At 65.3% G+C, this 20,504-nt stretch carries 9 protein-coding genes, 1 tRNA gene and 5 pseudogenes; 10 read left to right on the forward strand and 5 right to left on the reverse strand.

Annotation, left to right across the window (positions count from 1 at the left end; all coding sequences use genetic code 11):
• Window positions 1-49: 49 nt before the first annotated feature.
• From ACSJDS_RS15765 to ACSJDS_RS15780, 4 genes and pseudogenes are all read right to left on the reverse strand, one after another.
• Window positions 50-1,702 carry a glycerol-3-phosphate dehydrogenase/oxidase gene (locus ACSJDS_RS15765; RefSeq protein WP_473034080.1) on the reverse strand — a complete coding sequence of 551 codons (1,653 nt, stop codon included), beginning with the start codon at window positions 1,700-1,702 and terminating at the stop codon, window positions 50-52.
• 123 nt (window positions 1,703-1,825) lie between these two features.
• Window positions 1,826-3,330 (reverse strand): annotated as a pseudogene (gene glpK, locus ACSJDS_RS15770) (glycerol kinase GlpK).
• Window positions 3,331-3,605: 275 nt separating this feature from the next.
• Window positions 3,606-4,233, reverse strand: a pseudogene (locus ACSJDS_RS15775) (MIP/aquaporin family protein); the annotation flags it as partial.
• Window positions 4,234-4,709: 476 nt separating this feature from the next.
• Entirely contained in the window at window positions 4,710-4,931 is a 222-nt protein-coding gene (locus ACSJDS_RS15780) for a YqaE/Pmp3 family membrane protein (protein ID WP_473034082.1), read from the reverse strand.
• Between the two features lie 486 nt (window positions 4,932-5,417).
• Between ACSJDS_RS15780 and ACSJDS_RS15785 the strand changes: the two genes are divergently transcribed.
• From ACSJDS_RS15785 to putP (ACSJDS_RS15810), 6 genes and pseudogenes are all read left to right on the forward strand, one after another.
• Entirely contained in the window at window positions 5,418-5,825 is a 408-nt protein-coding gene (locus ACSJDS_RS15785; RefSeq protein ID WP_473034084.1) for a CBS domain-containing protein, read from the forward strand.
• Window positions 5,826-6,390: 565 nt separating this feature from the next.
• Window positions 6,391-6,464, forward strand: a tRNA-Gly gene (locus tag ACSJDS_RS15790).
• A gap of 85 nt (window positions 6,465-6,549) precedes the next feature.
• On the forward strand, window positions 6,550-6,930 hold the full coding sequence (locus ACSJDS_RS15795) for a hypothetical protein (RefSeq protein ID WP_473034085.1): 381 nt from the start codon (window positions 6,550-6,552) through the stop codon (window positions 6,928-6,930).
• 51 nt (window positions 6,931-6,981) lie between these two features.
• The gene (locus tag ACSJDS_RS15800; protein ID WP_473034086.1) at window positions 6,982-7,803 is read left to right on the forward strand and encodes a helix-turn-helix transcriptional regulator; all 822 of its coding nucleotides are present in this window, start codon (window positions 6,982-6,984) and stop codon (window positions 7,801-7,803) included.
• A 161-nt stretch (window positions 7,804-7,964) separates the two neighbouring features.
• A pseudogene (putA, locus tag ACSJDS_RS15805) lies at window positions 7,965-11,154 on the forward strand (bifunctional proline dehydrogenase/L-glutamate gamma-semialdehyde dehydrogenase PutA).
• A gap of 43 nt (window positions 11,155-11,197) precedes the next feature.
• On the forward strand, window positions 11,198-12,676 hold the full coding sequence (putP, locus tag ACSJDS_RS15810) for a sodium/proline symporter PutP (RefSeq protein WP_473034088.1): 1,479 nt from the start codon (window positions 11,198-11,200) through the stop codon (window positions 12,674-12,676).
• 86 nt (window positions 12,677-12,762) lie between these two features.
• On the opposite strand, the gene ACSJDS_RS15815 is transcribed toward putP (ACSJDS_RS15810), so the two are convergent.
• On the reverse strand, window positions 12,763-13,059 hold the full coding sequence (locus ACSJDS_RS15815) for a hypothetical protein (protein WP_473034089.1): 297 nt from the start codon (window positions 13,057-13,059) through the stop codon (window positions 12,763-12,765).
• Window positions 13,060-13,349: 290 nt separating this feature from the next.
• Between ACSJDS_RS15815 and ACSJDS_RS15820 the strand changes: the two genes are divergently transcribed.
• The 4 genes and pseudogenes from ACSJDS_RS15820 (at window position 13,350) to putA (ACSJDS_RS15835) (ending at window position 20,467) form a co-directional block, all read left to right on the forward strand.
• Window positions 13,350-13,910, forward strand: coding sequence for an OmpW/AlkL family protein (locus tag ACSJDS_RS15820; protein WP_473034090.1), 561 nt, complete (start codon window positions 13,350-13,352; stop codon window positions 13,908-13,910).
• 256 nt (window positions 13,911-14,166) lie between these two features.
• A complete protein-coding gene (locus tag ACSJDS_RS15825; RefSeq protein WP_473034091.1) occupies window positions 14,167-14,793 on the forward strand; it encodes an OmpW/AlkL family protein in 627 nt (208 codons plus the stop codon).
• Between the two features lie 422 nt (window positions 14,794-15,215).
• Window positions 15,216-16,719: pseudogene (gene putP, locus ACSJDS_RS15830) on the forward strand (sodium/proline symporter PutP).
• Between the two features lie 86 nt (window positions 16,720-16,805).
• Window positions 16,806-20,467: pseudogene (gene putA, locus ACSJDS_RS15835) on the forward strand (bifunctional proline dehydrogenase/L-glutamate gamma-semialdehyde dehydrogenase PutA).
• The last annotated feature ends 37 nt before the right edge of the window (window positions 20,468-20,504 follow it).

Consider the following 20,504-nt stretch of genomic DNA (forward strand, 5'->3'; position numbering starts at 1 on the left):
CGGAGATTATACCCACCCAGCCGCGGGCATCAATGCAGTCCTCTCTTGACTAGCGCCCCGACGCCTCGGCGCGCTCCGCCTGCTCTGGCGCCGACTCGGGCGTCTCGGCGAAGTACTCATCGAAGCGAGTCCGAGCCTGATCACCAAACAGGATCTCACAGGCTTCGAGCAGACCGGGCGAGCGGCGAATCCGCTCGTTGCTGACCACCAGCGAGATCTTCGAGCGGCGACGCAGGAAGTCTTCGAGCCGGGTGATCATCTCGCGGCGCTGAGCCTGGCGCAGCTCGCAGCGGATGTATTCGGTGCCCTCTATCAACAGCTCACCCTGGCGCGGATCCTCGCGAATTTCCTCGATCATATCCAGGGCATGAGTGCCGTAGCGTCGCCACAGCCGGGCCGTCAAGGGCTCCGAGGCCTCCGGCGAGGTCATGGCGTCCAGCCCCATTAGCCTTGCCTGGTGGAGGAATTCCTGGCGCACCGACTCGGGAGGCTCGCCGTACCAGCGGTAGTCAGGATATGGCACCGCGACGCCCAGTCGCTTGACCTCGTCGACGATCTCCTCGCCTACGTTCAGGCAGTCGGTCAGCTTGCCACCGAAGATGCTGATATGCGCCTTGGCAGGGTCGGTATCGACGGCATGCTTTCGTGACAGCTGTAGGAAATCGCGGCTGCCGCCGGCGCTGGCTTCGACCGCCAGGGGGCGAACGCCGCAGCGGGTGGCGATGATATCGTCGCGGCTGAGCGGCGCGTCCAGGTCGAGACGCTTGTTGATGTTGTCCAGCACGAAGTCGATATCGCTGTCGGTGACGTGCACCTCCGGACTCTCCATGCGCGTATCGGTGGTGCCGATGCAGGTACGCTGGCCCATGGGAATGACGAAGAACAGCCGGCCGTCATCGGCGAAGAAGGCCAGCACGCGCTGACTCTCCGTCAGTCGCGGCACGATCAGATGAATGCCCTTGGAGTAAGCGTGCCGGTGGCGGGTCTGCTGCCCGGTCAGCTCATTGTGCTTGTCGACCCAGGGCCCGGCGGCATTGATCAACACCTTGGCACGGATCTCGAAACTTTCGCCGTCCATCACGTCACGGGCGCGGGTCACCCAGACCCCGTTCTCGCGGCGGGCGCCCTGGGACTCGACGTAGTTGGCCGCCACGGCCCCATAGTTCAAGGCACTGCGGACGAAATTAAAGACGAAACGGGCATCGTTGTCATGCAGGTAGGCGTCGGAGTACTCGAAGCCGCCCACGGCATCCCCGACATCGATGATCGCCTCCCGCTGCTTGAGGGCTGCCGGCGTGAGGAATCGGGGAGTCCGCGTAAAGCCATTGCCCATCAGCCAGTACAGCCAGGTGCCCGCCCACAGGTAGCGCGGCCGATAGCGAAACCCCTGGGTGATGGTGGTCAGAAAGCGGATCTCCTTCACCGTAGAGGGGAAGCTCTTGATCAGGTGGTTGCGACTCTTGCAGAGCTTTCGCACCAGTGAAAAGTCATAGCTTTCCATGTACTTGATGCCTCCCCAGACCAGGTTGGAGGAGTGCATGCTGGTGCTGCCGGCGAAATCGCCGCGGTCGATCAGCGCCACTTTGACCCCCTTGCCGGCCAGCGCCGCCGCCGCCGAGGCGCCGTTGATGCCGCCACCAATGACCAGCGCATCGTAGGTATCGTTGGCCAGTTTGCCGATATTGCTGTTACGCAGTTGCATGTGAGCACTCGTCTGTTGCGAAGATGGGAGCCGCCCAGTGCGCCGGGCGGCACCGCGAACCTCGCCTCGCCACCGGACATCGGGCGTGAGCACCCGGCGGCGTGCGAGGCGGCGGCAGAGCGGTCAGTCTTCTTCGTCCCGCTCCCAGTGCATGGTGCGCCGGACGGCCTTCTTCCACCCCTTGTAGCTACGCTCCCGGCATTCGGCGTCCATCTGCGGCTCGAAGGTGCGCTCCAGCTTGACCTTGCCGCTCACCTCCTCCTGGGTCCACAGATCCACGGCGATGCCGGCCAGGTACGCCGCCCCCAGCGCCGTGGACTCGGTGATCCGAGGGCGCTCCACGTTGACTCCCAGCATGTCGGCCTGGAACTGCATCATGACGTTGTTGGCCACGGCACCGCCGTCCACTCGCAGGGACTTGAGTGTGATGCCGGAGTCGGCCTGCATGGCATCGATGACATCGCGAGTCTGATAGGCCAGTGAATCCAGGGTGGCGCGGGTGATGTGCTCCTTGCGCGTGCCCCGGGTGATGCCAAAGATCGCCCCGCGGGCGTACATGTCCCAGTAGGGCGCTCCCAAGCCGGCAAAGGCCGGCACCACGTAGACGCCACCGGCGTCATCCACCTTGCCGGCGTAGTACTCCGAGTCCTCGGCGGAATCGATCAGCTTGAGCTCGTCGCGCAGCCACTGCACGGCCGCCCCGGCAATGAAAATGGCGCCTTCGAGCGCGTACTCCACCTTGCCATTCAGCCCCCAGGCGATGGTGGTCAACAGCCCAGACTTGGAAGGCACCGGCGTATCGCCGGTGTTCATCAGCAAGAAGCAGCCGGTGCCGTAGGTGTTCTTCACCATGCCCTTCTCGAAGCAGGCCTGACCGAACAGCGCGGCCTGCTGGTCACCGGCGATACCGGCGATGGGCACGCGAGCACCGCCGAACATTTCGGCCCCAGTGGTCCCGTAGACTTCGCTGGAGGGCCGCACCTCGGGCAGCATGGAGGCCGGAATATCCAGCTCATCGAGCATGCGGGCATCCCACTCCAGGCTGCGAATGTTGTAGAGCAGCGTGCGCGAGGCATTGCTGTAGTCGGTGACATGACGCTCGCCGCGGGTCAGGTTCCAGACCAGCCAGGTATCCATGGTGCCGAACAGCAGATCGCCGCGCTCCGCCCGCTCCTGGGCACCTTCGACGTTATCGAGAATCCAGCGAATCTTGGTGCCCGAGAAGTAGGCGTCCGCCACCAGGCCGGTGGTATCACGAATGTAATCCTCCAGGCCGCGCTCCTTGAGCTGGTCGCACAGCGACGCCGTGCGCCGGTCCTGCCAGACGATGGCGTTGTGGATGGGCTTGCCGGTATGCCGGTCCCAGACCACCGTGGTTTCGCGCTGGTTAGTAATGCCGATGGCGGCCACCTGCGAAGGCTTGATCCCCTGGGTTTCCAGCACTTCACGAGCCACCCCCATCTGACTCCCCAGATCTCCATGGCATCGTGCTCGACCCAGCCGGGCGTGGGGTAATACTGCGTGAACTCCTTCTGGGCGACGCCGACGATCTGGGCGTCGCGGTCGAAGAGGATGGCACGGCAGCTGGTCGTGCCCTGATCGAACGACATGACGTATTGTTTTTCCATGAGTGGCCTCCTAGGTGTGGCGGGTAGCAATGTTGCTGTTGTTATCTTAGTAATGGCGATGAACGGTGCGGGTAACGCAGCGATCACTCTTGCTCGAGCTTCGTTTTACCGGTTGGCCAGCGCTTGGCGAAGATGAAATCCACGCCCAGACAGGTCATGATCACCCCCAGCGCGATCATCATGGCGGCAGTGCTGCTATCAATGAAGACATGGCGGTAGAAGAGCCCTCCGGCCACCCCGCCCACCAGCGGTCCCACCACGGGTATCCAGGCGTACTTCCAGTTCGAAGGGCCCTTGCCGGCCACCGGCAAGAGCCAGTGAGCCAGGCGCGGGGCCAGATCGCGAGCCGGGTTGATGGCGTAGCCGGTGGTGCCCCCGAGAGAGGCCGATGGCGAGGATGAACAGCCCGATGATCAGCGGATTGAGCCCCTCGGTGAACTCATTGGCCCCGATTGCGAGCACGCCCAGCACCAGCACGAAAGTACCGATGATCTCGCTCATCAGGTTGGACGGCGTATGGGCGATGGCCGGGTCGGTACAGAACACCGCCAATTTGGCGGCCTGGCTCTCGGTGCGCTCCCAGTGCGGGTAATCGTGCAGCCAGACCACCACCGCGCCGATAAAGGCGCCGATCATCTGTGCCAGCACATAGACTGGCACCTTGGCCCAGGGAAACTCGCCGATGACCGCCAAGCCCAGAGTGACCGCAGGGTTGATGTGGGCGCCGCTGAACTGGCCTACCGCATAGATGGCCATCGCCACACCCAGGCCCCAGCCGAAGGTAATGACGATCCAGCCGCTCGCTTCGGCCTTGGAGTGCTTCAGCACCACCCCGGCGACCACGCCGCCGCCGAATATGATCAGCAGCATCGTGCCGAATATCTCGCCTAGAAAAGGGGTCATGACGCATCCTCGCTGTATTGTGGTTGTTGGCGTTAGCGCTATCGGTGAGCTGCGTCGAAACGAACAGGAAGGCCATTGCGCCGCCCATCGGCATGTTCGCTTTCGATCACACCCGCCCTCTCAATGTTCGATTTCGATAGCGACATTAGCCTGACACGACACCCAAGGCAACGCCTGATGCCGAGAAATTTATGCGACTTTAGTAGCAAAATAACCGGAAAATACATTAACGCTTGCGTATTCATGCCGAAAATAGCGCCCAGACAAGCAGGCCGCACGACTTTCGAACACAATCATAAAAGATGCAAAACGAACATCTGGGAAGCAGCCGCTTTCGGAACGCCACGACAGAGCGCCTCGCACAGACACCTCCGCGGAGGCAGCGAAGACGACTGCAGGACGGCTTTTCGGCCGGCCGGGACGAGACGCTAGGAAGCGAGAGAAGGTGAGTAAGGAAAGAAGGTGATAAAGGGGGATCAGAAGCGACGCCGGGCCTTGGCATGCTGCAACCAGCGCAGCGCATGCACCACGCCGGGGAGCCAGCCAAGCAGGGTCAGCAGCACATTGACCATCAGGCGCCTGCTCCCGCCGCGGGACAGCCCAACGGCCAGCGGCGGCAGCAACACCGCCAAGGTCGTGAACGCCAGCCGCACCGAGGGATGAGCCGGCACCGGGCTGGCACCCGTCTCTTGCGACACGTCGCCGTCGTGACCCGGGAGGGCTTTGGCTTCCCCTCCTTGAGCGCCCGGTGAGCCTCGTGATCGATCTTCTGATCGATCTCTCGACCCCCTCGGCGAGCTCGTCATGGTGGCGCTCCCAGTCTTCCCAGTCGTGGGGCGTCCCCGCCCGCGGGCGATGATCGCCGGCCTCGCGGGCTCGCGCCCAGGCCTTCTCTTCGAGCGTATTGGGGCGCTCTTCATCACGGCCCCCGCCAATGCCTTTCTTGGCCATGTCTTCCCGTGCATCCATCGCGATCTCCTCTTGATGGCAAACAGCTACCAACTGTCAGACTGGACGGCGAACCTTGCCAGGCACAAGCATTATTCATTTGGAGCGCACGACCTCTGCCGGGTTCCGGAGCCGTGGAAGCCCAGCGTTGGTAAAAGTGTTGGCGACCGTCCGCTTCGCCCCTACCCCATTCGGCTATGCTGAACGCAACAGAACCATGGACAAGGAGATCCGCCATGCCCAGCAAGGCCCCCACCATCGTTCGCGATATCATGTCCCGCGACTGCTACCGGGTCACCGGCAACACCTCGGTCACCACTCTGGCCGAAGGCCTGGCACTGCACCGACTCCCCGGCGTGCCCGTGGTCGACAGCCATGATCACCTGATCGGCTTCATCTCCGAACAGGATGTCCTCGGCAAGCTGCTGGAGAGCGCCTATCTCAACGAGGAACCGCCGCTGGTCAGGGAGCTGATGCGTCACGAGGTGCTCTCGGTAACGGCCAACAAGAGCATCACCGACCTGGCCCAGGAGATGCTCGGCTCCAAGCCCAAGGTCTACCCGGTGACCGAGCAGGAGCGCCTGGTCGGCATCGTCACCCGACGCGACGTGCTGACTGCCATCCTGCGCATGCGCCACGCCTAATCCCCACTGACGACGCCCGGCCCACCCTGTCGGGCGTCGCTGCGTCAGGCGTTTACGGCGGCGCGTCGCGCACAAAAGAAAGGTTCATAGCAGACTGGCGTGAACTGGTGCTGTGGGAGGGAGCTTTAGCTCGCGAAGTAGTGCGCAGCGCTACCCAAGGGGCACCTACGGCGCCTTCGCCCGGCAGAGCCGGCCTCCCACCTTAAAGCTTGCCAAACATATTCACGCTAAAGAGCGAAGAGCCAAAAGAAAGCCGCCACATGGAGCCATGGGCGGCAAGATCGAAACTGCGAGCCAGAGCAACAGTGTTAGCGACTGCCATCGCGCTGTTGTCTGTACCCACTAAGACACGCCTGCGCCAAAAAGTTCTCGCGCCTCGATAGGTTTTTCCAGCGCCCTGGGCGTACGCCCTCGGCGAGCCCGCCGCCCGCCTGGCGCACGAGGCCGTGCCGGATGAGAACGACAAAACAGCCATTTAGCGCATAGATGCCGGCAGAGAACAAGCGCTAGAGGGCGAGACAGCTTGCAAGCGGCAACCATTTGGTTTTACTATCGAAACCGCGTCGCGGGTGTAGCTCAATGGTAGAGCAGAAGCTTCCCAAGCTTAAGACGAGGGTTCGATTCCCTTCACCCGCTCCACTCGCCGCGGCCACACGCCTCGCTTCACTCGTATCCGTTCTCTCCTGCGGCGCCCCTGTCACGCTCCTGTCCAACGAGACTTCGCATGGCGCTACTGCTGCTCGTCTTCGCCGTCTGCCTCCTGATCATCGGCAGCATGGTGCTGATCCTGATGTTTTCGCACACGCCGCGCTACCGTACCGAACCCGAACACCTTCTGGAGGCCTTCGACAAGGCCCTTGAGAGCCGGGTCAGCGAGAATGAGTGGAATGCGGTCGTCGGCTACCCGATTCGTCATGATGAGTACCTGGAGGGGGTTCGCCGCCGCGCCCAGCGGCTGATGAGCGAGCACGGCCGCCATTGGCAGATCCCCCAGGGCAAATCGCTGCTGGACGCCACGGGTCAGGAGGAACTGGCGGCCCTACGCGACCACCTGGCCGCCCACACCCGGCTCAGGCGACAGCAGGAACAGGACAATGAACGTTGACCGGGCATCGGCTATACTCTGACGCCAATACACGTCAGGCCGGGAGCGTGCATGTCCAGCGCCATTCGCCAGATCCCTCTCGACACCGCCACCCAGCACCATGCGCACGACTTTCACCAGATCGTGATCGGGCTGAGGGGACAGGCCGAATTCGAGATCGAGGGACTGGGCGGTGCCATCTCGGCGCTTTCGGGCTGCATCGTGCCGGCAAACCATGTTCACTACTACGTCGGCCAGGGCGACAATCGCCAGCTGATCCTCGACCTGCCCGCCGACGCCCCCTCACTGACCGGCTACCATCATGAGCTGGTTCGCCTGTTCGATGCCCCGCGCTTCTTCGAGCTCGATGACCCCCTGAAGCGCTACCTCGATTTCCTGCTCCATGAGCTGGCAAGCTCGCCCGCGGATTGCCACGATCCCCTACAGAGCGACCGCCTGGCGGCTACCCTGCTAGGCTGCCTGCACGCTCGCCTGGGCAGCAGCGCGCCACCTCCGCCCCTGCAGCGGCTCGACCTGGCCAAGCTCGACCACTATATCGACCAGCACCTGGCCAGCCCGCTGACGGTGGGCGACCTGGCCGCGCAGGCCTGCCTGAGCGAGGCACACTTTCGCAGCTGCTTTCGCGAGCAGACCGGCCTTTCTCCCTGGCAGTACGTTCGCCGCCGGCGCCTCAACCGCGCGAGGCGGCTACTGCTGGAGAGTCGCATGCCGCTGTCCGAGGTCGCCGCCGCCACCGGCTTCACCCACCAAAGCGCCCTGTCTCACGCCTTCCGGCGCACCTTCGGCTGCGCCCCCAGCAAGCTGCGCCAACAGCCGCTCGGCCGCCTGAACCACAGCGGCGAGAATGCCCACAGCATCCGACTTAAGTCGTAACCTCCTGTCACCACGCGCGAAATCGACAAACGTACCCCTGAAATCGACAAGCACAACGCCGACCTGCCCCTACTCTCAAGCTAACCCACCGGCCCCGGGCACTGTGCCCGAGCGCGGCCGTGGTGACGCCTTAGCAAACGGGTAATACCCGGGGGATCCTCATGCTCGATGCCAACAAGATGCTGGACACCGCCACCTGGCAGCAGGAGCTCGACGCGCTCTTCGCGCGCGTCAGCGAACACTACGTGGTCGACGAAGACGCCTTCGTCGGCGAACTGATCGAGGTGCTGAGCGCCAACGCCGACGACTTCCGGCGCATTGCCGGCAAGACGGCCGAACTGGTGCGCGAAGTACGCGAGATGGACACCGCGGTGGATACCATCGACGAGCTGTTGCAGCAGTACAGCCTGGATACCCATGAGGGCCTGATGCTGATGTGCCTGGCCGAAGCCATGCTGCGCATCCCTGACAAGGCCACCGCCGATGCGCTGATCGAGGACAAGCTGGGGCCGGCCGACTGGAAGGCGCACATGGGCCAGAGCGACTCCTGGCTGGTCAACGCCTCCACCTGGGGGCTGCTGATGACCGGTCGCGTCGTGACACTCGACAAGCCCCGTGAAGGCAAGCCCAGCGGTTTCATCAACAAGCTGGTCAACCGCATGGGCGAGCCGGTGATCCGGCGCGCCATGGTCGAAGCCATGAAGATCATGGGCAAGCAGTTCGTGCTGGGCCGCGACATCGAGGAGGCCCTGAAACGCTCCAAGCCGCTGTTCGACAAGGGCTATACCTACTCCTACGACATGCTCGGCGAGGCCGCTCGTACCCGCGCCGACGCCAAGCGCTACTTTCACGACTATGCCCGCGCCATCGAACGGGTCGGCCATACCAGCCAGAGCCTGTCAACCAAGACCCCGGCACCCTCGGTGTCGATCAAGCTCTCGGCGCTGCACCCTCGCTACGAGTTCGGCCGTCGCGAACAGATCCTTCGCGAGCTGGTGGGCAGCGTGCGCAAACTGGTCGACATGGCCCGCGAGCGTCACGTGGCGCTAACCATCGACGCCGAGGAGGTCGACCGTCTCGAGCTGTCGCTGGAGGTATTCCGCGCTGTCTTCGAAAGCGACAGCTGCCGGGGCTGGGGCCACTTCGGCCTAGTGGTGCAGGCCTATTCCAAGCGGGCTCTACCCACGCTGCACTATCTCAATCGCCTGGCCGAACGTCAGGGCGACGAGATTCCCCTGCGCCTGGTCAAGGGCGCCTACTGGGACAGCGAAATCGAGGAGTCGCAGCAGCTTGGCGTGGACGGCTATCCGGTCTTCACTCGCAAGGCGGCCACCGACGTGGCCTACCTGGTGTGCGCCCGTTTCCTGCTCTCCGACGACACCCGCGGGCGCATCTTCCCGCAGTTCGCCACCCACAACGCCCACACCATCAGTACCATCCTCGAGCAGGCCAATGCCGCCCAGCGCGCCTTCGAATTCCAGCGCCTTCACGGCATGGGCGAGGCGCTCTACGACGCCGCCCTAAGGCGCGCCCCCAAGGGCACCTACTGCCGCATCTACGCGCCGGTGGGCGCTCACAAGGACCTGCTCCCCTACCTGGTGCGCCGACTGCTGGAGAATGGCGCCAACTCATCGTTCGTGCACCAGCTGGTCGACCCCAAGGTGCCGGTGGAATCGCTGTGCGTGCATCCGGTGGAGAGCCTCAAGCAGCACAGCCGCTACGCCAACCCCAAGATCCCGCTGCCCCGCGACATCTACGGCGAGCGGCGGCGCAACTCCCGCGGCGTCAACCTGAACGTGCGCAGCCAGTACCGGCCGCTGATGGACGCCATGGACGGCTTCATGGATCAAACCTACAGCGTGCGGCCGCTGTTGGCCTTCGAGGTTACCGCCGACCCGGCCAACACCCACGAGGTGACCAGCCCCTTCGACCGCACCCGGCGGGTGGGCAGCGTGCAGTGGACCCGCGCCGATCAGGCCGCCCAGGCAGTCGATGCCGCCTGGGCCGCCTTCCCGCGCTGGGAGGCCACCCCGGTGGCCGAGCGGGCCGCCATCGTGCGTCGCCTGGGCGACCTGATGGAAACCCACATGGCGGAACTGATGACGCTGTGCTGTCGGGAAGGCGGCAAGCTGCTCACCGACGGGGTCGACGAGATTCGGGAAGCGGTGGACTTCTGCCGCTACTACGCCATGCGCGCCGAGACGCTGTTCGCCGAGCCGACCGTGCTGCCCGGCCCCACCGGCGAATCCAACCAGCTGATGCTCGCCGGCAAGGGGATCTTGCGGCGATCAGCCCCTGGAATTTCCCGGTGGCGATCTTCTGCGGGCAGATGGTAGCCGCCGCCGTGGCGGGCAATACCGTGCTGGCCAAGCCGGCCGAACAGACCTCGATCATTGCCCACCGAGTCGTAGAGCTGCTTCATGAGGCCGGCATGCCGCGGGACGTGGTGCAGCTGCTGCCGGGTGACGGCCCCACGGTGGGCAGCGTGCTGACCGGCGATCCGCGCATTACCGGCGTGGTCTTCACCGGTGGCACCGACACCGCCCAGATCATCAACCGCGCCCTGGCCGCCCGCGAGAACGCTCCGCTGCCGACGCTGATCGCCGAAACCGGCGGCATGAACGCCATGATCGTCGACTCTACCGCCCTGCCCGAGCAGGTGGTGATGGACGTGATCCAGTCGGCTTTCCAGAGCGCCGGCCAGCGCTGCAGCGCGCTGCGGGTACTCTACCTGCAGGATGACATCGCCGACCGAGTGATCGAGATCCTCGACGGCGCCATGGACGAGCTGCACGTGGGCGATCCCCGGGAGCTTGGCACCGACGTCGGCCCGGTGATCGACGAGGACGCTCGCCAGGGGCTGCTCGAGCATATCAAGGCGCTCAAGGGCGAGGGTCGCCTACTGGCAGAGACGCGACTCGACCCGCTGCATACCGCCAACGGGACCTTCGTCGCCCCGGTCGCCTTCGAGATCGACGGCATCGAGGCGCTGGCGCGCGAGCAGTTCGGCCCCGTGCTGCATATCGTGCGCTACCGGGCCAGCGAGATCGACAGGGTCATCGAGTCGATCAACCAGCGCGGCTATGGCCTAACCTTCGGCGTGCATAGCCGCAATGAGTCCTTTGCCGATGAAATAGCGCAGAAAATCCGAGTTGGTAACGTGTATATCAACCGCAATATCATCGGCGCCGTCGTCGGCGTTCAGCCGTTTGGCGGTCAGGGGCACTCCGGAACGGGCCCAAGGCTGGCGGACCGCACTACCTGCTGCGCTTCGCCACGGAAAAGACGGTGACCAATAACACCGCCGCGCTGGGCGGCAATGCGTCACTGCTTGCGCTGGGAGATGAGTGAACACTCATGACTGGAACCACAACAACACTGAAGGAACTCTCATATGATTGAGAACAACATGGCCATCGGCTTTACCTTCGTGGCGTATCTGCTGCTGATGCTGGGCATCGGTATCGTCGCCTATATGCGCACCACCAACCTTTCCGACTACATTCTCGGCGGTCGCTCGCTGGGGCCCTGGACCTCGGCGATCTCCGCCGGCGCGTCGGACATGTCGGGCTGGCTGCTGCTGGGGCTGCCGGGCGCCGCCTACGTCAGCGGGATCTCGGCAAGCTGGATCGCCGTGGGCCTGCTGGTCGGCACCTGGCTCAACTGGCTGATCGTGGCGCGGCGCCTGCGTCTCTACAGCTTCAAGCTGAGCGACTCTCTGACCCTGCCGGAGTACTTCGCCAACCGCTTCCAGGACAAGACGCAGCTGCTGCGGGTGATCTCGGCGGTGTTCATCCTGCTGTTCTTTCTCTTCTATACCAGCTCGGGCCTGGTGGCCGGCGGGCGTCTGTTCGAGACGGTCTTCGGCTATGACTACACCCTGGCGGTGACCATCGGCACCCTCGCGGTGATCTCCTACACCTTCTTCGGCGGCTTCCTCGCGGTCTCCTGGACCGACCTGATCCAGGGGCTGATGATGGCCGCCGCGCTGGCCATCGTGCCGATCATCGCCTTCGGCGACCTGGGGGGCACGGCCGGTGCCGGTGCCGCCCTCGCCGCCGAGAGCGAGCACATGCTGGCCTGGTTCCGCGACGCCTCCACCGGCGAGGCGCTGACGGCGATCGGCATCATCAGCTCGCTGGCCTGGGGCCTGGGCTACTTCGGCCAGCCGCACATCCTGGCGCGCTTCGCCGCCATTCGCAGCGACCGTGACATCCCCACCGCGCGCCGCATCGCGGTGAGCTGGACCGCCATCGCGCTGGTCAGCTCCGTAGCCGTGGGCCTGCTGGGCGTGGGCTATGTTCAGCGCGACCTGGCCGACGGCGAGACGGTGTTCATGGTGATGGTCAACCTGATCTTCCATCCGGTGATCGCCGGCATCCTGCTGGCCGCCATCCTGGCCGCCATCATGTCGACCGCCGACTCCCAGCTGCTGGTCTCCTCGTCGGCGCTGACCGATGACTTCTACAAAGCGATCTTCCGCAAGGACGCCAGCCAGACCGAACTGGTGTGGGTGGGTCGCTTCGCGGTGGTCGGCATCGCCGTGATCGCCTACCTGCTGGCCCTGAACCCGGACGCCACCGTGCTCGACCTGGTGGCCTACGCCTGGGCGGGCTTCGGCGCCGCCTTCGGCCCGGCGCTGATCATGTCGCTCTACTGGCGACGCATGAACAAGTGGGGCGCGCTGGCCGGCATCGTGGTGGGCGGCGTAACCGTGGTGGTGTGGGCCGAGCTCTCCGGCGGGCTGTTCGACCTCTACGAGATCGTGCCCGGGGTGATCTTCGCCTATATCGCCATCGTGGCGGCAAGCCTGGCCACCGAGGAGCCCAACCTGCGCGTGACCGCGGACTTCGATACCTTCGCGGAACCCTGATCATTGCCGCTTCTGGCATTTCACCACCCTCGACAGGCCGCCTCCGGGCGGCCTGTCGTTTAATGGCCTGGCAGTCACCGCCATGCTTACGCCAGCCAGATCGCCCTCAGTAGCAGGATCAGCGTGAAAGCCCCCAGGGCCATCAGGCTCCAGGGCGGCGCCGTCGCCCACCGCTGCCAGTGGCGCTGCGGCTCGAGGCCCAGCGGGCGCATGAAGGCGGCCCCCAGGGCCCAGACTCCGAGAGCGATCAACGGCAGACGCAGCGCCATGGGCAGCGTACTGATCAACTCGGGACGCAGCAGCAGCCACATCGCCAGCACGGCTGCCACCAGCATCGCCACCAGCGCGACAAGGCCGGCTCGCGCAGACACATCGCTTTTCATCGGCTCACCTCCAGACGCTGCTCTACCCTCCCCAGTCAAGACGATAGCGCAGTGAATGGCGAATCCGCATATGCTGCACTACGGAATTTCTTATACAGTAATAACTGCTACCTCACCGCTTCCCGGCATCAGGGGCCATAAAATTCCCATATTGCGCCAATCAACGTCATTGAATAATTTTACAAGACGTTTAGAAACGGCGTTCCTACAATGAAAGCTGTCCAATGCCGCCGGCGCTGTTCACCCGGCACCCCTGACTCGTCACGACCCCTACCTGGAGGATTCCCCTGATGAGCACCACTCGACTGCTTCCCGTCGCCGTGATCGCCGCCGGCTGCCTCTTCGCCAGCCAAACCGCCCTGGCCTTCAGCGCAGGCGACACCTTCATCCGCGGCGGCTTCGCCAAGACCGACACCCGTACCGACAACGGCGTGCTCGACACCGTCAGCAGTGGGGAAACCGGCTTCACGTTCGGCGCCGGCTATCTGTTCCACGACAATATCGGCGTCGAGCTCAACAGCTCCGAGAAGGTCGAGCACGACTTCGCGGCTGGCCCGCTATCGGGGAGCGTTGACCGCATGCCGGTCAATCTAATGGTCAACTACTACCCGCTGGGTGGGCTCGACTCCCGCGTGCAGCCCTACGCCGGCGCCGGCCTCAACTACACCCGCTTCTCCGGCGAGCCCGCGGGCGTCAATGCGCGCCGTAGCTATGGCGCCGTGGGCCAGCTGGGCGTCGACCTAGCGGTCACCGAGCATTTCATGTTCAACGGCTTCGCCAACTACGCCGACGTGGACTCACGAATCTCCGTAGGGGAGAGCGTGTCGGCACCGCCAAGATCGATCCGCTGACCATTGGCGGCGGGGTCACCTTCCGCTTCTGAGCGTTCGCAGACCCTCTGCTGTCTCACCACGCCGGGCCCTGCGCCCGGCGTTTTGATCTGGACACGCCTGGATAACAGGTATGTAAAATACTCATTTAGTTGTCGAATACAACTATTGCCACAGATCAAGAATCGCCGCGCATGAGCTGAGTAATATGGCGCCAGGAATCCCCACGCGGCTATGGCCGCCTCGCTCCGAACCGCATATCGACAAGGAGTTGCCCATGCGTAAGACCACCCTGCCCACTCTGCTCGCCGCCAGCCTGGCTGCCGCCGCCGTGACCACCAGCACCCAGGCCATGGCCTACGGCGAAGGCGACTTCTTCACCCGTGTGGGTGTCGCCCACGTCAGCCCCAAGAGCGACAACGGCTCCCTCGCCGCTGGCGCCATCGACGTCGACGTGAAAAGCGATACCACCCTGGGCTTTACCCTCGGCTACCGCTTCCACGACAACTTTGGAGTCGAACTGCTGGCCGCCCTGCCCTTCGAGCACGATATCAAGCTCAACGGCGACACCCTGGCCTCCACCAAGCACCTGCCGCCGACGCTGACCGTGCAGTACTACCCGCTGGGCGGTAGCGGTGCCATGGTGCAGCCCTACGCGGGGATCGGCCTCAACTACACCACCTTCTTCAGCGAATCCAGTGACCTGGGCGACCTCGACCTGAGCAGCTCCTGGGGCGCCGCCGGCCAGCTGGGCGTGGACGTGCTGTTCGATGACAACTGGGCGCTCAACGCCGCCGCCTGGTATATCGATATCGACACCGACGCCAGCCTGGACGGCAACGACCTGGGGACGGTCAACATCGACCCCTGGGCCTTTATGGCCGGTATCAGCTACCGCTTCTGATCGACCAACGCGTCGTCACGAGGCCCGCCAACTGGCGGGCCTCGTTGCGTTGGCAGGCGTGCAAGTAGTACCGGCTCCCGCCGCAACGCCACGCATGATCTCCCCCGCTGACAACAGTCGCCGCGCATTCTCCCAACCGACACCGGCCGGAGTGTCTCGGCTTACCTGCTACGCTTGATAACAGAGTTCGAATACGGTCAAGCCAGCAGCGTGCCTTGCCCGCGACACTCTCCCGAAGACAGAACGCTGAACGCCAGGAGGCAGGCCACAAGATGTTTCCCAAGCGCGACGAGCGGTAGCGCCTCGTTGCGCCAGGAGAATGCGGCACTACAACAATAATCCCGCGCCGCTACCGGACTCCAAACGGTAGATGCGCCACCCGGCCGGAGCTGGCTCCGGCCCACGAGAAGTGGAGAAATCACATGGCAACTGGAGTCTGGATAAGCCTGTTGGGGTATTTCGCACTGATGATCGCCATTGGCGTCTATGCCATGCGAAGGGCCACGTCATCATCCGAAGACTACATGCTGGGCGGTCGCGCCCTCAGCCCGCAGGTGGCGGCCCTGTCGGCAGGGGCCTCGGACATGAGTGGCTGGTTGCTGCTGGGGCTACCCGGGGCGCTGTTCGTCTCGGGCCTGGGCTCGGCCTGGATCGGTATCGGTCTGCTCGTGGGCGCCTTCCTCAACTGGACCCTGGTCGCACCTCGTCTGCGTGAACAGACCGTCCACTATGGCAACGCCATTACCATTCCGGAGTTCCTGGCGAACCGCTTCCCAACCCGGGCGCTCTCCCTGCGCACGGTCTCCGCCATCGTCATCGTCATCTTCTTCGCGGTCTATACCGCATCGGGCCTGGTGGCCGGCGGCAAGCTGTTCGAGAGTGCGTTCTCCGGCATCTACAACATCGGGGGCATGAGCGACTACGCCATGGGGGTCGTGATCACGCTCGGCGTGGTGCTGATCTACACGGTGGTCGGCGGCTTTTTGGCGGTAAGCCTCACGGACTTCGTGCAGGGCTGCATCATGATGCTGGCCCTGGTGATCATGCCGGCGGTGGTGCTCTTCGGCGAGGGTGGGGCGGTTTCGCCCAGGCCTCCCAGACCCTGAACGAAGTCGATCCCACGCTGCTCTCGTGGACGGCGGGACTGACCTTCGTCGGCTGGCTCTCGGCGGTGACCTGGGGGCTGGGCTATTTCGGGCAGCCCCACATCATCGTACGCTTCATGGCCATCCGGACACTGAAGGACGTGCCCGTTGCCCGCAACATCGGCATGAGCTGGATGCTGGTCTCCCTGGTCGGCGCCATTTCCGTGGGGATCTTCGGCCGGGCCTTTGCGATCCGCAACGGCCTGGATGTCCAGGATCCGGAGACCATCTTCATCATTCTGGCGAACCTGCTGTTCCATCCGCTGATCACCGGTTTCCTCTATGCGGCGCTCCTGGCGGCGATCATGAGCACGATTTCCAGCCAACTGCTGGTGTCGTCGTCATCGCTGACCGAAGATTTCTATCGCCTGTTTCTGCGCAAGGAAGCCACCGATAAAGAGACCGTGACCGTCGGCCGAGCCTGCGTGGTGATCGTGGGCCTGGTCGCCGCCATCATCGCCTCCGACGAGGACTCCCAGGTGCTGGGCCTGGTCAGTAACGCCTGGGCCGGCTTCGGTGCTGCCTTCGGTCCGCTGATCATCCTGTCGCTGATGTGGCCGCGCACCAACGGCGCCGGTGCCATCGCCGGCATGGTGGTCGGGGCCGCCACCGTCATGATCTGGATCACCCTGGGCTGGAATGCCGAGTTCCTGGGCGGTCCCGGGTCTACGAGATCATCCCCGGCTTCATCGCCGCCATGATCGCCATCGTGGTGGTAAGCAGCGTGACCGCCGATGCGGGGGAGTATCAGCACATCGATCGCCAGAAACAGACGACCTGACTCGCTCAGGGTAGCGCAAGGGCGCCTGCGGGCGCCCTGTCGGGCGGCGCACCGGCGCTGCGTGTCGGTTACCCAAGGAGACCACCATGAACGAAGCCAACCTACCCCCACATGGCGCCGTGAGTGAGACCCGGGCGCGCATTCGCGACTACTATGCGGCCGACGAGGCAGCACTGCTGCACGAGCTGGTCGAGCGTATCGGGCTGTCGGACGACGAACGCCGCCGGGTGGCCGACAGCGGCGCCCACTATGTGGAGCGGGTTCGCAAGGAGCGCTCCCCCTCGATGATGGAGGCCTTCCTGGCCGAGTACGGGCTCTCCACCGCCGAGGGCGTCGGCCTGATGTGCCTGGCCGAGGCGCTGCTGCGCGTGCCCGATGCGGAGACCATCGACGAGCTCATCCACGACAAGATCGAGCCCTCCGACTGGGGCGCGCACCTGGGCAAGTCCGCGTCGTCGATGGTCAACGCCTCGACCTGGGCGCTGATGCTGACCGGCAAGGTGCTGCAAGACGATCCCAAGGGCCCGGGGCGTGCGCTGCGCGGCCTGGTCCGCCGCATGGGCGAGCCGGTGGTGCGCAAGGCGGTCGGTCAGTCGATGCGTATCCTCGGGCGTCAGTTCGTGCTCGGCCAGACCATCGAGGAGGGCATGAAGATGCCCGGGAGCTCGAGCAGCAGGGCTATACCTACTCCTACGACATGCTGGGCGAGGCGGCGCGTACCGACGCCGATGCGCTTCGCTATCACCAGGCCTACGCCAGGGCGATCACCGCCATCGCCAAGCAGGCCAAGGGCGACGTTCGAGGCAGCCCCGGCATCTCGGTCAAGCTCTCGGCGCTGCATCCGCGCTACGAAACCACCCACCGCGACACGGTGATGGAGACCCTGGTGCCCCGCGCCCGGGAACTGGTGCGGCAGGCGGCCAAGGCCAATATCGGCTTCAACATCGACGCCGAGGAGCAGGACCGTCTGGACCTGTCGCTGGACGTGATCGAGGCGCTGCTGGCCGACCCGGAGATCGCCGGCTGGGACGGCTTCGGGGTCGTGGTACAGGCCTACGGGCGGCGCGCCGGACCGGTGATCGAGGCGCTCTACGACCTGGCCGAGCGGCTCGGCCGCCGGATCATGGTGCGGCTGGTCAAGGGCGCCTACTGGGACACCGAGATCAAGCTGGCCCAGGAGATGGGCGTCAAGACCTTTCCGGTCTTCACCCGCAAGGTCAACACCGATGTCAGCTACATGGCCTGCGCGCGGATGCTGCTCGACCGGCGCGACCGCATCTATCCGCAGTTCGCCACCCACAACGCCCATACCTGCGCCACCGTCGTCGCCATGGCGGGCGACGACAAGGAGAGCTACGAGTTCCAGCGCCTGCACGGCATGGGCGAATCGCTGCACCACATCGTCAAGGAGGCAGAGGGGACGCACTGCCGCATCTATGCGCCGGTCGGCGCTCACCGCGACCTGCTGGCCTACCTGGTCCGCCGTCTGCTGGAGAACGGGGCGAACTCCTCCTTCGTGAACCAGGTGGTGGACGACGCGATTCCCCCAGCGAGATCGCCAAGGATCCGGTGGCCGGCCTGCAGAGCCTGGGCGACGCCATCCCCAGCCCCCTGATCCGCCAGCCCGGCGAGCTGTTCGCCCCCGAGCGCAAGAACTCCCGCGGCTACCGGATCAACGAGCCCGCCTCGATCCTGCCGCTGCTCTCGGCCCGCGAGGCCTTCGCCGACGCCACCTGGACCGCCGGGCCCATGCTGGCGGAAGCCCGCCCCCCAGGGACCGGGGCGCGACGCCCTGTCGCCCGCCGACGGTTCTCGGGTGGTCGGCCGGGTGCAGGAGGCCACGAGGGACGAAGTGGCGGCCGCCCTCGATGCCGCCGAGGACGGGTTCCGCGACTGGTCGGCGCGCCCCGCGGCGGAGCGCGCCGAGGTGCTGCGTCGTACCGCCGATCTCTACGAGGAACACATTGCCGAGCTGACCGCGATCGCCACCCGCGAGGCCGGCAAGATGCTGTTCGATGGCATCGCCGAGGTACGCGAGGCGGTGGATTTCCTCCGCTACTATGCGGGCGAGGGGGAGCGTCTGGAGGCGGAGGCGCCCGGCAGTGCCCGCGGCCTCTTCGTCTGCATCAGCCCCTGGAACTTCCCGCTGGCCATCTTCACCGGCCAGATCGCCGCGGCCCTGGCGGCCGGTAACGCCGTGCTCGCCAAGCCCGCCGAGCAGACGCCGCTGATCGCCGCCCGGGCCGTCGAGCTGATGCGCGAGGCCGGCCTGCCGGAGGCGGCGCTACAGCTGCTGCCCGGCGACGGACCGACGGTGGGCGGGCCGCTGACCAGCGACCCGCGGATCGCCGGCGTCTGCTTCACCGGCTCGACCGAGGTGGCGCAGATCATCCATAAAGCGTTGGCCGAGAATGCCGGGCCGGATGCGGTGCTGATCGCCGAGACCGGCGGGCTCAATGCCATGATCGTCGACTCCACGGCGCTGACCGAGCAGGCGGTGCGCGACATCCTGATCTCCTCCTTCCAGTCGGCCGGCCAGCGCTGCTCGGCGCTGAGGATGCTCTACGTTCAGGAGGAGGCGCGCGAACGGCTGCTGACGATGCTCGATGGCGCCATGGACGCGCTCACCATCGGCGACCCCTGGAATACCGATACCGACGTGTCCCCGGTGATCGACACCGAGGCCCAGGCCGATATCAGCGCCTATGTGGCTGACCAGCAGAAGGCCGGCAAGGTGCTGAAGACGCTGCCGGTGCCGGAGTCCGGCACCTACGTCACCCCGGCGGTGGTGGAGGTCGAAGGCATCGAGGCGCTCGAGCGCGAGATCTTCGGCCCGATCCTGCACGTGGCCAGCTTCAAGGCGCGGGAGATCGACCAGGTGGTCGACGCCATCAACGACCGCGGCTACGGGCTGACCTTCGGCCTGCACACCCGCATCGACGATCGCGTGCAGCAGATCGTCGAGCGCGTCCATGTGGGCAATATCTACGTCAACCGCAACCAGATCGGCGCCATCGTCGGCTCCCAGCCCTTCGGGGGCGAGGGCCTCTCGGGCACCGGCCCCAAGGCCGGCGGCCCGCTCTACGTCAACCGCTTCCGCCGCACCGCCGCCGCGGCGTCCCACCCGGCGCCCCAGGGCGAGGCTGTGTCCCTTGACGATCTTCAGGCAGCCCTCGACAAGCTCGACCCGCGCAACTGGGCGGCGCGCCCCGATAGGGTCGAAGCGCTGCGCAAGGCGCTCTCCGGCAAGGGGGGTGTGATCCGCAAGGCGCTCGCCGAGACCGCGGCGCTGGACATGACCCCGCAGACCCTTCCCGGGCCCACGGGGGAAAGCAATCGCCTGGCGATGTATCCCAAGGGTCCGGCGCTCTGCCTCGGACCGACCCCGGAGATCGCCATCGCTCAGGCGGTGCAGGCGCTGGGCGCTGGCTCCCCCGCGGTGCTCGTGGTTCCGGGGGCGGCTCAGGCCGCACGGCCGCTGATCGACGCCGGAGCGCCTATCGCCGCCCTCGACGGCTGCGTCACGCCCGACGCCCTGACCAAGGTCAAGGGCATCGCCTCCGTGGCCGCGGCCGGCGCCAGCGACTGGACCCGGGCGCTGCGCATTGCGCTCGCCGAGCGTGACGGGGCCATCGTGTCGCTGGAGACCCGGACCATCGCGCCGGAGCGCTACGTCGTGGAGCGCCATCTGTGCATCGACACCACCGCCGCGGGGGGGAATGCTAGCCTGCTGGCAACGGCCGTCTAGGCGACGTGGGGTTTACCCAGCTGGGTAAACCCCGAAA

The organism is Halomonas sp. SL18_1 (assembly GCF_055755715.1).

Bases quoted from the DNA above. Each gene is read 5' to 3' on its own strand.
- ACSJDS_RS15765 (WP_473034080.1), bottom strand. From the start codon at position 1,702: ATGCAACTGCGTAACAGCAATATCGGCAAACTGGCCAACGATACCTAC.
- ACSJDS_RS15785 (WP_473034084.1), top strand. From the start codon at position 5,418: ATGCCCAGCAAGGCCCCCACCATCGTTCGCGATATCATGTCCCGCGAC.
- ACSJDS_RS15795 (WP_473034085.1), top strand. From the start codon at position 6,550: ATGGCGCTACTGCTGCTCGTCTTCGCCGTCTGCCTCCTGATCATCGGC.
- ACSJDS_RS15800 (WP_473034086.1), top strand. From the start codon at position 6,982: ATGTCCAGCGCCATTCGCCAGATCCCTCTCGACACCGCCACCCAGCAC.
- putP (WP_473034088.1), top strand. From the start codon at position 11,198: ATGATTGAGAACAACATGGCCATCGGCTTTACCTTCGTGGCGTATCTG.
- ACSJDS_RS15815 (WP_473034089.1), bottom strand. From the start codon at position 13,059: ATGAAAAGCGATGTGTCTGCGCGAGCCGGCCTTGTCGCGCTGGTGGCG.
- ACSJDS_RS15820 (WP_473034090.1), top strand. From the start codon at position 13,350: ATGAGCACCACTCGACTGCTTCCCGTCGCCGTGATCGCCGCCGGCTGC.
- ACSJDS_RS15825 (WP_473034091.1), top strand. From the start codon at position 14,167: ATGCGTAAGACCACCCTGCCCACTCTGCTCGCCGCCAGCCTGGCTGCC.